This is a genomic window from Pseudomonas nunensis (assembly GCF_024296925.1).
Taxonomy (GTDB): domain Bacteria; phylum Pseudomonadota; class Gammaproteobacteria; order Pseudomonadales; family Pseudomonadaceae; genus Aquipseudomonas; species Aquipseudomonas nunensis.
The window spans coordinates 3,585,695-3,600,575 of record NZ_CP101125.1 but is presented as its reverse complement, the minus strand read 5'-3'; the positions used below and the strand labels follow the sequence as shown (position 1 = coordinate 3,600,575).

The window sequence follows — 14,881 nt, the reverse complement described above, 5'->3', positions numbered from 1 at the left end:
GCCCCATGCTTGACCATATCTTTATCTCGGTCAGTGACATTGATCGCTCCATTCGTTTCTACACCGCAGCACTGACGCCGCTCGGCATTACGGCGCGGCTCGATTACGACGGCAAGGACGGACCTCCCGGCCACCCGGACCTCAAGGGGTTCGGCGCCAATGGGCGAGTGTTCTTCTGGCTGCGCGAGGGCGTGGTGGAAGGGCGTGCCGTGCATGTCGGCTTCGTGGCGAACAGTCAGGCCGAGGTCCGCGCCGCTTACACCGCAGCCATGGAAAACGGTGCTGTCGACAATGGTGCGCCTGGCGCGCGCCTGCATTACGACCCGAACTACTACGCCGGCAATGTCCTTGACCCGGACGGTTACAGCCTCGAATTCGTCTACAAAAAATGGCAGCACACCCAATGAAAACACTGATGATCTACGGCGCGACGGGCTACACCGGTCGCATGGCTGCCGAGCACGCCAAGGCACAGGGATTGAATGTTGTCATCGCAGGGCGCAATGCCGAAAGACTGGCATCCCTCGCCGCACAGCTCGACGTTCCCTACCGCGTCTTCACCGCCGATGCCCACGCTTCGCAAGCCCTGGACGGCATCAGCGTGCTGTTGAATTTCGCCGGGCCTTTCGCCAAGACCGCAGAGGCGCTAATGCAGGCCTGTATCCAGGCCGGGGTCGATTACCTCGACATCACGGCCGAGATCAATGTCTATCGACTGGCCGAACGACTGGGCGCGCGAGCCGCCGAAGCGGGTGTCATGTTGCTGCCCGGCGTTGGCTGGGACGTGGTGCCGACCGATTGCCTGGCGATGCATGTCGCGCGCCGCGTGCAAAACCCGCAAGCACTGAGGGTGGCGCTGCAGGTCGCGGGCTCCATGTCTCGGGGATCAGCCATGAGTGTCAGCGAAATCATTGGCGCGGGCCTTCTCGCGCGGATTGACGGACAACTGGTGGCCACACCGGATGCGCAGCCCCAACACTTCGATTTCGGTGACGGCCCGGCACTCTGCGCGCCGCTGTCCTTTGGTGACCTGGTCACTGGCTGGCATTCCACCGGCATCGCCAATATCGCGATGTTCGTGCACATCAGCGGCGATGCGTTTCCCGAGGGAGACTTGTCACTGCTGCCCGACGGCCCAAGCACCGAGCAGCGTGAAGCTCATCGCGCCCGGGCAGTGGCTGAAGTCACCGGCGCTGACGGCAGTGTCGCGCGCTCGGTGATCGAGACCGTCAATGGCTACAGCTACACGCCGTTGGCTGCCGTGGAAGCGGCGCGCCGGGTATTGGCCGGTGAACGGCGAGCCGGGTTTGAAACCCCTGCGCGCGTATTCGGAATGGGTTTCGCCGAGACAATCGCCGGGACGACCATCACCGATTATTAGGACGCTACGGGCACCTTGAACCTGGCCGCATCCCGCGCCGGCGGCATCCCGAACAGGCGCGCGTATTCACGGCTGAATTGCGATGCGCTTTCATAGCCCACGGTGAACGCGATGGAAGCGGCGTCGCGGGGCTCGAACAGCAGCAACCAGCGCGCCCTGAGCAGGCGCAGACGCTTTTGATACTGGATGGGCGTCATGCCAGTGATGGTTTTGAAATGCCGATAGAACGCCGCGACGCTCATGTCGCTCATCGTCGCCAGCGGTTCCACGCGAAAGGGTTCGGTGTAGTGGTCGCCGATCCATAGAGTGGCGCGGCGGATCTGCGCCAGGCGTCCGTCCGGGCGCGCGATCTCACGCAGCATTGGCCCCAGCGGTCCTTGCAAGACGCGAAACAGAATCTCTCGCTCGATCATCGGCGCCAGCACAGCGGCTTCGTTCGGCCGATCCATCAGCCGCATCATGCGCAGCCACGCATCCAGCATTTCGGCCGGTGCGGCGACCGCAGCGAAGCGATTCGCGGTGGGTTGCGCCGCAGTTTTGATCTCGTCCGCGAGCAGTGTGGCGATGACGTTCGGGTCCAGCGTCAGGCAGAGCGCCAGATAGGGCAGGTCGGGTCCGCTCGGGTAAATCTCGCCGGTGGCGGGCACGTCCACGGGCACGAGGAAACAGGTGCCCGGCCGGTATTCCAACACCTGATCGCCAATCGACAAGGTCTTGGTGCCTTGCAACACCAGATGCAGCATCGGCTGATAGACCTGACTCGCACACGCCTCGGCCCGCACCATTGCCACCCGTGGCAGTCCGGTGTCGGTCCACTTGTTTTGCGCGCGCATCACGATGCTGCGCAGTTCATTCATCACGTCGTTCATGGGACTGAACATGCAGCAGCGCTGAGTGCAAAGCAAGGCGGGTGAGAAGAATAGGCAAGCATCCGAGAAGAACCGGCAACCGTTTCACCGACGGTTGCCCGAATACTGGGGGCCACCCATTCATCATCTTCAAAGGTCATTGCATGAAACTCGAAGGCAAAATTGCAGTTGTCACTGGCGCATCAAAAGGCATCGGCGCCGGTATCGCCAGAGCGTTCGGCGCGGCGGGCGCCACGGTCATTGTGAACTACGCATCGAGCCAGTCCGACGCCGACGCAGTGGTTGCACAGATCCGGGAGCAGGGCGGTCAAGCCGTCGCCATTCCGGCGGACATGAGCAAAGCAGCTGACGTCACGCGATTATTCGACAAGGTCAGAAGCGAATACGGGACGCTGGATGTTCTGGTGAACAACGCAGGCGTTGCGGTGTTTCAAATGATTGAAGACCTCACCGAAGAAGCGTTCCATCAGCAATTCAACCTCAACGTGCTCGGGTATCTATTGGCAGTTCGCGAGGCGGTCAAACTGTTTGGCGCCTCGGCCAGCATCATCAACATCAGTTCGATCCTCAGCACCGATCCCTATCTGGCCTCCAGTGTCTATTCGGCGACCAAAGGCGCGGTCGATACGTTGACCTTCGCCCTGGCCCGGGAGCTTGGGCCACGCGGGATCAGGGTCAACTCGATTCTGCCCGGCCACACCAACACGCCCGCCACCGACGGTAATTTCGCCGGTGAGTTTGGCGACAAACTGATTGCGGGCACGCCGCTGGGCCGTTTTGGCGAGCCCGAAGACATTGCACCGCTGGCGGTATTCCTGGCGTCCGGGGATTCGCATTGGATCACCGGAGAATCCATCCGGGCTTCGGGTGGCGTGCGCGGGGTCGGTTACTGAAAGCATAAAAAAGCGGCCCTGAATACCAGGGCCGCGTCGACGCAGTTTTCAGCGCTCATCACGGGGTCTTACTCGAGGCCCGGGGCCCGTGTTGCGTGACACGAAGGCCGGCAACGCGGCTTGAGTCAGGCGTGTCAGGGCAATGATGTTCAGCGACACCTGGGTCACTGAAGGGCGATCAGCCGAACGTCGCCAAACCTGTGGCGAGGGAGCTTGCTCCCGCTGGACTGCGCAGCAGTCCCCTTCTTTTCAGGTAGAGAAGGGGCCGCTTCGCAGCCCAGCGGGAGCAAGCTCCCTCGCCACAAATGGTTCTGCGCTAAACCCACCGCTTAACTGACTGGCATTAGCGTGTGCGCCTGGTTATTTACTGGCGTCCAGCACCACTCGATAGCGCGCCTTGCCACTGCGCAGGTGATCGACGGCTTCGTTGACCTGGCTCATTCCAAACATCTCCACCTGCGGCAGGATCTGATGCCGGGCGCAGAATTCCAGCATGGTCGCCGTGTTGCTGGGCGAACCGACTGGCGAGCCGGATAAAATCTTTTGCTGGGGAATCAGGTCAAACACGCTGACGGGAATGGCGCTGGGGACGATACCGACGAAATGCAGGCGACCCTTGCCACGCAAGGTGCCGAGCATGGCGGTCCAGTCGAGATTGGCGTTGGCGGTGACCAGCAGGAAGTCGAGGGTGCCGGCAATGGCTTTCAGCGCGCCACTGTCGGTCGAGGCGATTACATTGTGCGCACCCAGGCGCTTGGCTTCGTCGGCCTTGTTCAGCGACGAGGTAAACGCCGTGACTTCGCAGCCCCAGGCGTTTAGGAAGCGCAAGGCCAGGTGCCCGAGGCCGCCGATGCCGACCACACCGACCCGGTCGGTAGGCTTGATGTTGAATTCCACCAGCGGATTGAACACGGTCGAACCGGCACAGAACAGCGGTCCGGCCATGGCGGGGTCGAGGTTGTCCGGTATCGCCAGGGCCCAGGCCCAGTGCGAACGCAAGCGGTCGGCGAAGCCACCGTTGCTGCCGATGATGGTGGGTTTGACGGTGCCGCACAGGTGATGATCGCCGCCGATACACGAGGTGCAATGCATGCAACTGCCCTTGTACCAGCCGATTCCCACCCGCTGTCCCACTTCGAGACCGCGTACCTGCGTGCCCACTCGCACGATTTTGCCGACCACTTCATGACCGGGAATAAACGGGTATCGGCTGACGCCCCAATCGTTATCGATCAGCGATTGGTCGGAGTGGCAGACACCGCAATACTCCACGGCCACTTCCACTTCTTCTTCCCCCAACGGGCCGGGGTCGTAGCTGAAACGCTCAAGTGGCGCGCCGGCCGCCGTTGCAGCCCAGCCAGTGAATTTTGTGAGTTCGGGATGGTCGCTCATGGGATACCTCCTTATCAGAAAACGAGGTTTTTTTGGCGAAGCCAGAGAAGTGTAGCGGGTCAGATCAATCTGACTAACTGGCCTGCTCCGCAAACCACCCCATGATCACCGCACACGCCGGATGGCTCGCTGCCGACGGCTGTGGGCACAGCGAATAAATCCCCCGCGTCTTCAACGGCTGACCGAACGGCACCACCAGCACCCCGCGATCCAGCGATTCCTGGGCCAAGGTCAGATCCGTCATCGCCACCCCCAATCCGCGTGCCGCCGCATCCAGCGCCAACTCGTCGAGGTTGAAGGGGATGTGCCGGTAATCTTCCAGCGACTTGCCGCCATTGGCCGCCAGCCAATCGATCCATGCCTGTTTGTCCGCCGAGCGATGCAGCAGGGCGAAGCGTACAAGATCGTCCATCGAATCCAGTGGGCTCAGGCCCGGCGCGCACACTGGCACCAGGGCTTCGTCGAACAGGGTCAGGCTGGCCGGATCGTTCGACGGTTCGGGCAGGTAAAGGATGTAGGCGTCGCTGTCGCTGGCCGGTTCGACGATCTCTGTCGCGACGGTTTCAATCGACAGGGAAACTTCCGGGTAGCGCAGGTAGAAGTCGTTCAGTTTCGGCAACAACCAGCGGACCGCCAGGGACACGTGCATGCGAATGCGGAAGGGACGCTTCTGTGGGGAAAGCCGATCTTCCAGGGTTTTCAGTTGCTCAAGTATCTGCCGCGCGCTGGCCAGTACCTGTTCGCCTTCCATGGTCAATTGCAGGCTGCGGCTGCTGCGGACAAACAGAGGCACACCGAAGTGACTCTCCAGTTGCTGGATTTGGCGGCTGACCGCGCTTTGGGTCAGGCAAAGCTTTTGCGCCGCTTGGGTGAAGCTGCCCGAATCTGCAACTTCCACCAATGCCTGAAGGCCTTGGAGGGAAGGAGCGTGGCGAATTTTATCCATGCGTTTTCAGAATAGCCCGATGATTTTATAACGTTGGTTGTATCACTACAGACCTTATAGATTCTAGCTCTGGCTGCCGTTATCTTAACCGGCTCATGCGATTACTGCATGTGGCGACAGATGCGGTTAGCCGAATGACAGTCAATGAGGTGATGCATGGAAAACGTATGTGGCTGGATTGCGCAGGCGGGAAACGCCCCGGTTCGTGATCGTTTGAGCGGTACGCAAAAAGCCGATTGGCTGATCATTGGCGCCGGGATTACGGGGCTGTGCGCCGCTCATTCGCTCGCCGAAATGCACCCTCAGAGCCGCATCGTGATCGTCGACCGGCAGCGCGCGGCGCAGGGGGCGTCGGCACGTAATTCCGGGTTTGTCGTGGCCCATGAACATCCGGCCACGGATGAGTTGTCGGGGAATCAGGGTTTCGCCGGTTATGAAGTCGATACCGCAATCTCCCGCGCTGCCAGCGAGGAAGTCCGCCAGCGGATTGCTCGTCACGGCATCGAGTGCGACTTCCGGGACTCGGGTTATTTCTTCGCCGTCAGTGATCCGGCCAAGTTGACTCACGTTGAAGCCAAGCTGCAAACGCTGCACGCCGTGGGCGCCTCGGCACAGTTTCTGGAAGGTGAACAGCTCAAGCAAAAACTCGGCACCGGGCATTATCAGGCTGCGATCTGGTGCGGCAATGGCAACGCCTTGCTGCAACCGGCCAAATACGTGAAGGGCTTGCTCGATGCGTTGCCGCCGAATGTCACCCTCTACGAAAACACCGATATCACTGGGCTGGAACGTTCAGCTCAAGGACGAGTTCGTGCCCAAGGCGTCGAGGGCAACATCGAGGCGAAACAGGTGCTGGTGTGCCTGAACGCCTTTATCCCGCGCTCGGGAATCGCCGACAGCGGCACGTTCCCGATGGAACTCAGCGCCAGCCTGACACGGCCGCTGACCGTCGATGAGTTCAAAGCGATGGGCAGCGTCGAGCCCTGGGGCGTGCTGTCCACCCGGCCACTCGGCGCCACGGTGCGGCTGACCCCGGACCGTCGCGTGATGATCCGCAACACCGCCGAATACCGTTCCCAGGACCTGTCCAACAGCGATTTGCTGCTGCGCCGAAAACATCACGCGCTGGGTTTGCAGCGTCGCTTCCCGTGGTTGACCGAGCAGGACATTCGCTACACCTGGACCGGTCATTTGAGCGCCTCGCGTTCCGGGCAACCGTTTTTCGCCAAGGTCGAGGAGGGCGTGTTTGCCGTGGCCGGCTGCAACGGTTCAGGCGTCGCGCGCGGCACCCTTTGGGGACGCTTGCTCGCCGAACTGGCCTCGGGCGCCAGTTCGCCATTGTTGGCCTCAGTGATGCAAAGAGCCCAGCCCGGTTGGCTGCCGCCCAAACCTTTGCTCGATATCGGTGCCATGCTGCGTATGCGCGTGGAAGCGGTCAGGGCCAGAACAGAAATCTAGAAAACGGCAATCACACAACAAAAATTCTCCAAAACTAGGTGATCGAACATGCGCGTCCATCCTGTTTCCCTGGCGGTCTTACTCACGACGTTTTCGGCAGTCTCCTACGCCGACGAACAGGTCAATATTTCCAACTGGAGCGGCTACATCGCCGACGACACGCTGCCCAGTTTCACCAAGGCCACCGGGATCAAGGCGACTTACGACATCCACGACAGCAACGAAGTCCTCGAATCGAAGTTGATGACGGGCAATACCGGGTATGACGTGGTCAGTCCGTCGAACCATTTCATGTCGCGGTTGATCAAGGCTGGGGCGATTCAGAAGCTTGATAAAAGCCAACTACCGAACTGGAAAAACCTCGACCCGGCGCTGATGAAAAAACTCGAGGTCAACGACCCCGGCAACCAGTACGGCTATCCCTACATGTGGGGTACGGCGGGTATTGGCTACAACGTCGAGAAAATCAAAGCGATCTTCGGCAACACCGATGTCACCCATTCCTGGAGCCTGTTTTTTGATGAGAACAACATCAAGAAACTCAGCCAGTGCGGCGTGGCGATTATCGATAATCCGACGCAGATTCTGCCGATCACCCTTAACTATCTGGGCTTGCCGCACCACAGTCACGAGCCGGCGGATTACGCCAAGGCCGAGCAGGCGCTGCTGAAGATCCGGCCGTACGTTCAGTACTTCCACACCTCCAAATACGTCAGCGATCTGGCCAACGGCAACATCTGCGCGGTGATCGGTTTCAATGGCGATATCGTGCAAGCCGCCGCCAGCGCCAAGGAAGCCAAGAACGGCATCGACATCGCCTATTCGATCCCGGACGAAGGCTCGACCCTGTGGATGGACATGGTGGTCATGCCCAAGAGCGCGCCCCACGAGAAAAATGGCTACACCTATATGAACTACCTGCTTGAGCCCAAGGTGATTGCCAACATCAGCAGCAGCGTGCACTACGCCAATGCCAACCTGGCGGCGGACATCGATGTAGTGCCGGAGGTGAAGCAAGACCCGGCGATTTACCCACCGAAAAGCGTGCTGGAAAAACTGTTCACCGTGGAAGACCTGCCGCCTGCCATCGCACGGTTGACCACCCGTCTGTGGAACAAGCTGAAGACCAACACCTGAAACCGCATTCGCGAGCAGGCTCGCTCCCACAGGGGATCGTCGCCGACCATAGATTTTGTGTTCACCGCAGATCCCCTGTAGGAGCGAAGCTTGCTCGCGAAGGCGGCTTCACATTCAAAATAGATATTGGCTGACACGACGCCTTCGCGAGCAAGCCCGCTCCCACAGTGGATCGTCGCCGACCATAGATTCTGTGTTCACCGCAGATCCCTGTAGGAGCGCTCGCGAAAGCGGCTTCACATTCAACAGATGTACTGGCTGACACGACGCCTTCGCGAGCAAGCCCGCTCCCACAGTGGATCGTCGCCGACCATAGATTTTGTGTTCACCGCAGATTCCTGTAGGAGCGAAGCTGCTCGCGAAGGCGGCTTCACATTCAACATGGATATTGGCTGACACGACGCCTTCGCGAGCAAGCCCGCTCCCACAGTGGATCGTCGCCGACCATAGATTTTGTGTTCACCGCAGATCCCTGTGGGAGCCGGGCTTGCCCGCGAAGAGGCCCTCACAGCCAACAAGCTACCGGACTTGTGTGCAATCCGCTCAATGGCGCCACGACCCCTCGGGCATTTCGACCTGCCGCTCGGCAGCCGCCAACGCAGCCTTCAGCCCTGTTTTATCCAATGCAATGCAGTAAGCAGGTTTCGCCCGTTCAAACCGCCAGCTCTCATCGAGGCCACCGGCATCCACCGCGTCGAATCCAATCTCATCCAGCAACTGGATTACCAACGCTTTCGCCACCCGATCATCCGCCGCGACGGGCAGTGCGCGTCGGTCCGGTGCCGCTTTGGCGCGGCCGTCTTGCAACAAATCCTGGGCCAGGATGGCATTGAACACCTTGACCACACTGGAGTGGGGCAGTTGCTCGGCGAGCAGGCGGCTGGTAGTGGTTTCGAAATGATCCAGCGCGTCGATATGGCCGTCGCGTGCCGGGTAATAGTTGTTGGCATCCAGCACGGTTTTGCCCTCCAGTAACCGCGCCGGCAAGCTGCGGTAATGCTCCAGTGGAATGGCCACCAACACCACCTCGCCAAACTGTGCTGCCTCTTCGACAGTGCCGACCTGACTGCCACGAATGCCGCTGAGCACACTGCTCAGGGTTTGCGGGCCGCGTGAATTGCTGAGCATCGCTTCATGTCCCGCCGCGATGACCAATTGCGCCACTGTGCGTCCGATAAAGCCTGCTCCAATGATCCCGATTCGCATGTCCGTACTCCGTTGGTTGGTAAGGAGAAACCATGATGATTGCCAACCAGGCGCAGATAAATAATCATCGGCTACTTAGTCTCGTTACCAGGAGTGTCGAATAATGGATCGCCTGACGAGCATGGGCGCCTTTGTGATGGCGGCCGAATCCGGCTCCTATGCCAGCGCCGCCGAACGTCTCGACATGTCGCCGCAGATGGTCGCCAAGCATGTCGCCGCGCTGGAACAGCGGCTGGGCGCACGACTGCTGAACCGCACGACCCGACGCCAGAGCCTGACGGAACTGGGCAGCGCTTATTACGAACGCTGCAAACACATCTTGAGCGAGGCCCAGGCTGCCGACTCCCTGGCGCAGATCATGAACGACACCCCCCGGGGCAAGCTGAAAGTCAGCGCACCCGTGACCTTCGGCTCCTACAGCCTGATGCCGTTTGTCACGGAGTTTTTGCGTCAGCATCCCGAGGTGGAAATCGATCTGCATCTGACCGATCGCTTCGTCGATCTGGTGGAGGAGGGCTATGAGGTCGCGTTCAGGATCGGCCCGCTGGCCACATCAAGTTTGACCGCGAGGCCGCTGGCGCCTTATCGATTGATCACCTGCGCCGCGCCAAGTTACCTGGCTGAACGCGGGACGCCGCAAACCCCGGATGATCTCAAGCACCACGAGTGCCTGGGTTATGCCTATTGGTCCCGGCCGGCAGACCGCGAATGGGTGTTCTGCAGGGGCTCGACGGTTGAGCGCGTGCAAGTTGCCAGTCGATTGCACGTCAATGAAAGCAAGGCACTGCTGTCGGCCGCGCTGGACGGATTCGGGATTGTCCTTGGGCCCAAAGACTTTCTTGAGCCTGCCTTGCGTAGCGGTGAGTTGGTGCGACTGTTAGCCGATTACGAAGCACCGAGCCGGCAGATGCATTTGCTCTACACGGCCAATCGTCAGAGAACCGCCAAACTCCGACGATTTATCGATGCGGCGCTGGTGCATTTTGCTGCGCCTTGAGCAGGCTTAAAGCGGCACAACCAGCGTCAGCCAGCTGTTCCAGCCTTCGGCGCGATTCTCGGTATCAAACTCGTAGTAGCCCTTGAGGTTGGCGTACCAGAGTTCTTTGCCAACTTTGAAGAAGTGCCCGGCCTGAGGGCCGACGGCACTGACTTTGGATTTGAAATCGCCCTGGGTCGCGCCGCTGCCGCTGTCCCCCGTGACTTGATGGAAAACGTAGCCGACCACGCCCAGGTGCGTCTGGCTGGTGATGAAGTGCGAGGCGCTCAAGTCGAGGTGGGCGTCGATACCGTTTTTATAATCGATATCGGTGTTTTCCCAGTTGTAGGTCATGCCCGCCACGGCGGAAAACTCGTTGGTCTTGTCGAAGTAGGTGTAACCGCCGCCCGCGTCCATCGAGGCATGGCCAAGCCCGGTGTTGACCAGGCGATCCGGGTCGTAGGCTCCGACCGGCACGTTGCCCATGGTGTACGCCATGAAATTGTGCACGCCATGGTTCCACTTCATTGTGCCCAGCAGATAAACGTCACTCGCGCCCTTGAGGCTATCGTCCACCCCGCCGGAAAAGCTCCGGCCGCGCGGGCCGGTCAACGTGGCATCGACACTGGCTTCGGACCGGCCGACGGCGGCAACCACGGAGACCGCGGCTTGAGCACCCAACAGCGGTTCGGCGAAGGTGTAGGTGGGGCTGGCAAACAGCAAATCCGCTTTCGCATCCAGCCCGACTGTGGTCCGGCCGCCCCGTGGAAACGGCTTGCTCCCGCCTTCACTGGCACTGACATGGTAATAAACCAGCGGCAGGCTCCAGCCCGGCTCGGTTGGCGCCGCTGCCAGTGCACCGAACTGGCCAGGCAGCCAGAAACTGATGCCGCCGTCGTCCGCCTGTACGGTGATCGCGGGCAATAAGGCCATCAAGCCGATCAGTCTCTTTGCTGTTGTCATCAGGGCCTCAATTGCCGACCGTTATTTGAATAATCCATGCACGGGAAGCAAGTGTAGGCGAATGTGCGGATTTGGCTTCCTCAGGTAAGGCATTTTGCTGGCCCCCAAACCTTCGACTAATCGCCAGAATCGCCGCACTTTCAGATGGTTAGGTGAATTCAATTGCGCAATCTAGTGATCTCGCTGGCCCTGGCGAGCGTTGCCATCCCGGTTGAAGCCAAAGAGCTGAAACCCAATGATCGGTACATGTGCAGCTGGGGCGCAGGGACAGCGGCGAGGGCTCAGGAACTGAAACTGCAAGGCGTTTCGCTGTACGCCGCGCGCCAGAAGATTCAGGGTTACAAGTTCGACAAATCATGGATGCGCATGATGGCCATGGGGATTACCGAGCAAACTTACGACAGCAAGTCGCGGTTCAAGCCCGAAGCGATCCGCAAGAGCTTTTATGAGGACTGCGTGCGCTACAAATTGGCGCGTAAATGAGCCGTCGCCTGGATTGCTGAACCGATGCTGTCGAGCTTTGAAGTTTCATGAATGTTCAGCTGCGAGCGGCTTAGGATGATGGCTTCGGGTGGTGCGTGGCCATGCTTGCAGCCAGAGGCAACAGAACAATGAAATCGAATCTCTTTAAAGTCGTGTTGATCGCCGGTGCTTTGCTCCTGAGCGCATGTTCCGGTTCCGGCGTGACCACCAGCAGTTGTTTTTCCGATGGCTGCCAGCAGTTTGATGGCCGCACTTCGAACAAGCTGAATTTCGGCGGGAGCGCTATCGGTAGCAACTTCAGCGAGTACAGCTCGGGTTTGCTGCACGATTAAATTGAAGGCTTCGGTATCGACGCGGGTCGTGATGAAATAGCCGCTCGTTTTTTCGAGAGCCGTTACATGAACCGCGCTGCCATCCTGACCCTCGCCCTGATGCTCACCACCGGATTGCTCGGCACCCAGGCCTACGCGGCCGGCGATGCCGAGGCGGGCGGCAAGCTGTTCAGCCGCACCTGTGGCGGTTGCCATCAAGTCGGCGAATCGGCGCGGCCGGGCTTTGGTCCAGAACTCAATGGCGTGATCGGCCGCACCGCCGGCAGCACCACGGGTTACCAATACTCCGAGGCGATGAAATCCTCCGGCGTGATCTGGACCCGCGAAACCCTGGCCAAGTACATCGAAGACCCCAAAAGCGTAGTGGCCGGCACCCGCATGATCTTCTGGGGCATCAGCGATCCGGAAAAGATCGAAAACCTGTTGGCCTACCTGCAAACCTTTCAGCCGCAGTAATCCGAATCTGTGCATCAGCGAAACCGCAACGGAATCGCCTCCGCGAACGGATAAAACTGAAAGTACGGCTTGGCTTCCTCGATGACCCGCTGCACCGACGGTCGCTGGATCAACCGTTCAAAGTTTGCACTCAGATGCCCGCAGTCGTTGGGAAACGGTAGCAGCGTGCTGGCGTAGAACAGCGCCGGGACCGCCGCGCAGTCGGCCAGGCTGAAGGCCTCGCTGGCTACCCAGATCCTCGACGCCATCCGCCGCTCCAGCATGTGATACGCCGTCGACAGCAGCGCACGCTCCTTGGTCAAATCGCCATGCAGGGAGAACAGACGATCCGCCACAATCCGCTGCATCGGCCCCTGAACGTACAGATCGAAAAAGCGATCCCACAAACGCACCTCCAGCGCAGCCTCCCAATCTTCGGGAACCAACGGCTGCGGACCAGGATAAAAGCGGTTCAGGTATTCGATGATGATCGTGGACTCCGGCACGTCGCGCTCGCGCGTGTGATCGTGGACCACCGGAAACTTGCCGATCGGCCAGCGCGCCTGAAGCTCGGCGCGGTCGGCCTCGCTCGCCAGATCGACAATCCTCTTTTCGAATTCATGGCCATTTTCGTACAGCGCAATCAGCACTTTGTGGCAGTACGACGAGAGCGGATGGTAGTAAAGAGTCAGCGGCATCTTTCAGTCCTCGATGAACGTGTGCAGCCCACAACGTTGTAGTATCGACCGAGGTTCAGGGATGTGCGAGGCGAGCCTACCCAGCGGTCGCGGCGCCTGGAGAAAAATCCGTCGTCAGCAATACTCAAGGGTCGGCAACCACCCCGCGAGGCGAACAGCATGAAAAAGGCAACGGACGCAGAAGAGGGCGCTAGCGCCGCTGCGCAGATCGACGCAAAAATCCACGAACTGAACGACTGGCGAGGCGAAACCCTGGCGCATATCCGCGCGCTGATCCACAAGGCCGACCCCGAAGTAGTCGAAGAAGTGAAATGGCGCGGCGTGCCGGTGTGGTCCCACGCCGGCATCCTCTGCACCGGCGAGACCTACAAGGCCGTGGTGAAAATGACCTTCGCCAAGGGCGCCTCGCTGGAGGACCCTTCAGGCCTGTTCAATTCCAGCCTCGAAGGCAACACCCGGCGCGCGATTGATATTCACCAGGACGAGAAGATTGATGAGGCCGCGTTGAAGGCGCTGATTCGTGCGGCCGTGAAACTCAATACTTCGAAAGCGGCGAAATGAGCGGCCCCGTCACTGCGCAATAAAGTCGCGAATCGCCCGAATGGTCGCGGTCGGCGCTTCTTCCATCAACCAATGGCCGGCCCCTGGGATCACCACTTCCGTGACCTTGTCCGCGGCATTGCGCATCACGATCGCTTCGTTGTTGCCGAAGGATTTTTCACCGCCGATGGCCAGCACCGGCATCTTCAGCCGGTTCTTCATTGTTGCTTCATTGTCCACGGCGTCCTGGCGAATGCTGCGAAACTGCGCGAAAGCCGCGTGCATGGCGCCGGGGCGGGCGTAGAGCTTGGCGTAATGCTGACGGGTGGCTTCGTCGACTTTGCTGGGGTCGCCAGCGAACTCGTTCCAGAAGCGGTCCAGGTAAATGCGCTCACGGCCGGCAACCAGGCGCTCGGCATCCGGGCCGCCAAAGTCGAAGTGCCACAGCATCGGCGAGCGGACGATCTCGTTCCAGGGCGTAATGCCCGGCACCGGCGCATCCATCACCACCAGTCGATCAGTCAATTGCGGGTAACGCGCGGCGTAGGCGAAGGCGACCATGGTGCCGATGTCATGGCCGATGACCACCGAATGCTCGATGCCCAACGCCGCCAACACTCCACGAATATCGCCCGCCTGGGTCTTCTTGTCGAATCCGCTGTCCGGGATCGACGACAACCCCATGCCACGCAGGTCGGGCACCACCAGGGTGTGATCCTTGGCGAGATCCGCTGCGAGCGGCGCCCACATGTCGCCGGTATCACCGAAACCATGCAAAAGCACCACCGCCGGTCCCTTGCCACCGACGCGCACATGCATCGTGACCCCTTCCACGGGAATGTCCTTGGTCAGGAAAGCAGCGGGGAATGGCGTTACATCAGCCAGTGCCGGAAGGCTCAGGGCTAGCAGCAGGGAAGCGGTCAGCAAGGCGCGGATCATCAGCGTTCTCCAAAGGGGCGGGCTCATGGAAGGGTAGCTGGGGTTGTGCAAATTGCCGTCCAACGGACATTCGTGAAATTCAATGAATCTTCTGAATAGGGGTGAATCGTAAGAATTAGAGCGGCGCAAAGCCTGATGCCCGTCAGTTAAGTAAGGCGCGGAACCTGTGGGAGCGAGCTTGCTCGCGATAGCGGCGTAACAGTCAGCATCAATGTTGAACGTGATACCGCTAT

Annotated in this window: 17 protein-coding genes; 10 read left to right on the top strand and 7 right to left on the bottom strand. The window is 60.1% G+C overall.

What is annotated here, in order from left to right:
* Window positions 1–5: 5 nt before the first annotated feature.
* Both NK667_RS15420 and NK667_RS15415 read left to right on the top strand, forming a co-directional pair.
* Window positions 6–407: a VOC family protein gene (locus NK667_RS15420; protein ID WP_054615335.1), complete on the top strand. Its 402-nt coding sequence runs from the start codon at window positions 6–8 to the stop codon at window positions 405–407.
* Window positions 404–1,381 carry a saccharopine dehydrogenase family protein gene (locus NK667_RS15415; RefSeq protein ID WP_054615334.1) on the top strand — a complete coding sequence of 326 codons (978 nt, stop codon included), beginning with the start codon at window positions 404–406 and terminating at the stop codon, window positions 1,379–1,381. Before NK667_RS15420 ends, NK667_RS15415 begins: the two co-directional genes overlap by 4 nt.
* Here NK667_RS15415 and NK667_RS15410 read toward each other — a convergent pair.
* Window positions 1,378–2,250, bottom strand: coding sequence for an AraC family transcriptional regulator (locus NK667_RS15410; protein WP_054615333.1), 873 nt, complete (start codon window positions 2,248–2,250; stop codon window positions 1,378–1,380). The two genes, NK667_RS15415 and NK667_RS15410, sit on opposite strands and share 4 nt — an antisense overlap.
* Window positions 2,251–2,393: 143 nt before the next feature.
* Here NK667_RS15410 and NK667_RS15405 point away from each other — a divergent pair, with 143 nt between their 5' ends.
* Window positions 2,394–3,143 (top strand): SDR family NAD(P)-dependent oxidoreductase, encoded by a 750-nt coding sequence (locus NK667_RS15405; RefSeq protein ID WP_054615332.1) that lies wholly within the window; start codon window positions 2,394–2,396, stop codon window positions 3,141–3,143.
* 360 nt (window positions 3,144–3,503) lie between these two features.
* Here the strand turns inward: NK667_RS15405 and ahr are convergent, their stop codons facing one another.
* On the bottom strand, window positions 3,504–4,535 hold the full coding sequence (ahr, locus tag NK667_RS15400) for an NADPH-dependent aldehyde reductase Ahr (RefSeq protein WP_054048802.1): 1,032 nt from the start codon (window positions 4,533–4,535) through the stop codon (window positions 3,504–3,506).
* Between the two features lie 73 nt (window positions 4,536–4,608).
* Complete coding sequence (locus tag NK667_RS15395) at window positions 4,609–5,481, bottom strand: LysR family transcriptional regulator (RefSeq protein WP_054615331.1); 873 nt, start codon at window positions 5,479–5,481, stop codon at window positions 4,609–4,611.
* Between the two features lie 156 nt (window positions 5,482–5,637).
* On the opposite strand from NK667_RS15395, the gene NK667_RS15390 reads away from it, so the two are divergent.
* Window positions 5,638–6,939, top strand: coding sequence for an NAD(P)/FAD-dependent oxidoreductase (locus tag NK667_RS15390; protein WP_054615330.1), 1,302 nt, complete (start codon window positions 5,638–5,640; stop codon window positions 6,937–6,939).
* Window positions 6,940–6,987: 48 nt separating this feature from the next.
* Window positions 6,988–8,076, top strand: coding sequence for a polyamine ABC transporter substrate-binding protein (locus tag NK667_RS15385; protein ID WP_054615329.1), 1,089 nt, complete (start codon window positions 6,988–6,990; stop codon window positions 8,074–8,076).
* A gap of 543 nt (window positions 8,077–8,619) precedes the next feature.
* Here the strand turns inward: NK667_RS15385 and NK667_RS15380 are convergent.
* On the bottom strand, window positions 8,620–9,282 hold the full coding sequence (locus tag NK667_RS15380; RefSeq protein WP_054615328.1) for an NADPH-dependent F420 reductase: 663 nt from the start codon (window positions 9,280–9,282) through the stop codon (window positions 8,620–8,622).
* A 103-nt stretch (window positions 9,283–9,385) separates the two neighbouring features.
* Here NK667_RS15380 and NK667_RS15375 point away from each other — a divergent pair, with 103 nt between their 5' ends.
* A complete protein-coding gene (locus NK667_RS15375; protein WP_054615327.1) occupies window positions 9,386–10,279 on the top strand; it encodes a LysR family transcriptional regulator in 894 nt (297 codons plus the stop codon).
* A 6-nt stretch (window positions 10,280–10,285) separates the two neighbouring features.
* Here the strand turns inward: NK667_RS15375 and NK667_RS15370 are convergent, their stop codons facing one another.
* Window positions 10,286–11,221 (bottom strand): SphA family protein, encoded by a 936-nt coding sequence (locus NK667_RS15370; protein WP_054615326.1) that lies wholly within the window; start codon window positions 11,219–11,221, stop codon window positions 10,286–10,288.
* A 156-nt stretch (window positions 11,222–11,377) separates the two neighbouring features.
* Here NK667_RS15370 and NK667_RS15365 point away from each other — a divergent pair, with 156 nt between their 5' ends.
* The 3 genes from NK667_RS15365 to NK667_RS15355 all read left to right on the top strand — a co-directional run bounded on the left by NK667_RS15365 (window position 11,378) and on the right by NK667_RS15355 (window position 12,492).
* Window positions 11,378–11,704 carry a hypothetical protein gene (locus NK667_RS15365; protein ID WP_177331457.1) on the top strand — a complete coding sequence of 109 codons (327 nt, stop codon included), beginning with the start codon at window positions 11,378–11,380 and terminating at the stop codon, window positions 11,702–11,704.
* Window positions 11,705–11,832: 128 nt separating this feature from the next.
* On the top strand, window positions 11,833–12,036 hold the full coding sequence (locus tag NK667_RS15360) for a hypothetical protein (protein WP_054615324.1): 204 nt from the start codon (window positions 11,833–11,835) through the stop codon (window positions 12,034–12,036).
* 66 nt (window positions 12,037–12,102) lie between these two features.
* Entirely contained in the window at window positions 12,103–12,492 is a 390-nt protein-coding gene (locus tag NK667_RS15355) for a c-type cytochrome (protein ID WP_054615323.1), read from the top strand.
* 14 nt (window positions 12,493–12,506) lie between these two features.
* Here the strand turns inward: NK667_RS15355 and NK667_RS15350 are convergent, their stop codons facing one another.
* A complete protein-coding gene (locus NK667_RS15350; protein WP_054615322.1) occupies window positions 12,507–13,169 on the bottom strand; it encodes a glutathione S-transferase family protein in 663 nt (220 codons plus the stop codon).
* A gap of 159 nt (window positions 13,170–13,328) precedes the next feature.
* Between NK667_RS15350 and NK667_RS15345 the strand changes: the two genes are divergently transcribed.
* Window positions 13,329–13,730 (top strand): DUF1801 domain-containing protein, encoded by a 402-nt coding sequence (locus tag NK667_RS15345; RefSeq protein ID WP_054615321.1) that lies wholly within the window; start codon window positions 13,329–13,331, stop codon window positions 13,728–13,730.
* A gap of 9 nt (window positions 13,731–13,739) precedes the next feature.
* On the opposite strand, the gene NK667_RS15340 is transcribed toward NK667_RS15345, so the two are convergent.
* Window positions 13,740–14,648 (bottom strand): alpha/beta fold hydrolase, encoded by a 909-nt coding sequence (locus NK667_RS15340; RefSeq protein WP_054615320.1) that lies wholly within the window; start codon window positions 14,646–14,648, stop codon window positions 13,740–13,742.
* Between the last annotated feature and the right edge of the window lie 233 nt (window positions 14,649–14,881).

Bases quoted from the DNA above. Each gene is read 5' to 3' on its own strand.
- NK667_RS15420 (WP_054615335.1), top strand. From the start codon at position 6: ATGCTTGACCATATCTTTATCTCGGTCAGTGACATTGATCGCTCCATT.
- NK667_RS15415 (WP_054615334.1), top strand. From the start codon at position 404: ATGAAAACACTGATGATCTACGGCGCGACGGGCTACACCGGTCGCATG.
- NK667_RS15410 (WP_054615333.1), bottom strand. From the start codon at position 2,250: ATGAACGACGTGATGAATGAACTGCGCAGCATCGTGATGCGCGCGCAA.
- NK667_RS15405 (WP_054615332.1), top strand. From the start codon at position 2,394: ATGAAACTCGAAGGCAAAATTGCAGTTGTCACTGGCGCATCAAAAGGC.
- ahr (WP_054048802.1), bottom strand. From the start codon at position 4,535: ATGAGCGACCATCCCGAACTCACAAAATTCACTGGCTGGGCTGCAACG.
- NK667_RS15395 (WP_054615331.1), bottom strand. From the start codon at position 5,481: ATGGATAAAATTCGCCACGCTCCTTCCCTCCAAGGCCTTCAGGCATTG.
- NK667_RS15390 (WP_054615330.1), top strand. From the start codon at position 5,638: ATGGAAAACGTATGTGGCTGGATTGCGCAGGCGGGAAACGCCCCGGTT.
- NK667_RS15385 (WP_054615329.1), top strand. From the start codon at position 6,988: ATGCGCGTCCATCCTGTTTCCCTGGCGGTCTTACTCACGACGTTTTCG.
- NK667_RS15380 (WP_054615328.1), bottom strand. From the start codon at position 9,282: ATGCGAATCGGGATCATTGGAGCAGGCTTTATCGGACGCACAGTGGCG.
- NK667_RS15375 (WP_054615327.1), top strand. From the start codon at position 9,386: ATGGATCGCCTGACGAGCATGGGCGCCTTTGTGATGGCGGCCGAATCC.
- NK667_RS15370 (WP_054615326.1), bottom strand. From the start codon at position 11,221: ATGACAACAGCAAAGAGACTGATCGGCTTGATGGCCTTATTGCCCGCG.
- NK667_RS15360 (WP_054615324.1), top strand. From the start codon at position 11,833: ATGAAATCGAATCTCTTTAAAGTCGTGTTGATCGCCGGTGCTTTGCTC.
- NK667_RS15355 (WP_054615323.1), top strand. From the start codon at position 12,103: ATGAACCGCGCTGCCATCCTGACCCTCGCCCTGATGCTCACCACCGGA.
- NK667_RS15350 (WP_054615322.1), bottom strand. From the start codon at position 13,169: ATGCCGCTGACTCTTTACTACCATCCGCTCTCGTCGTACTGCCACAAA.
- NK667_RS15345 (WP_054615321.1), top strand. From the start codon at position 13,329: ATGAAAAAGGCAACGGACGCAGAAGAGGGCGCTAGCGCCGCTGCGCAG.
- NK667_RS15340 (WP_054615320.1), bottom strand. From the start codon at position 14,648: ATGATCCGCGCCTTGCTGACCGCTTCCCTGCTGCTAGCCCTGAGCCTT.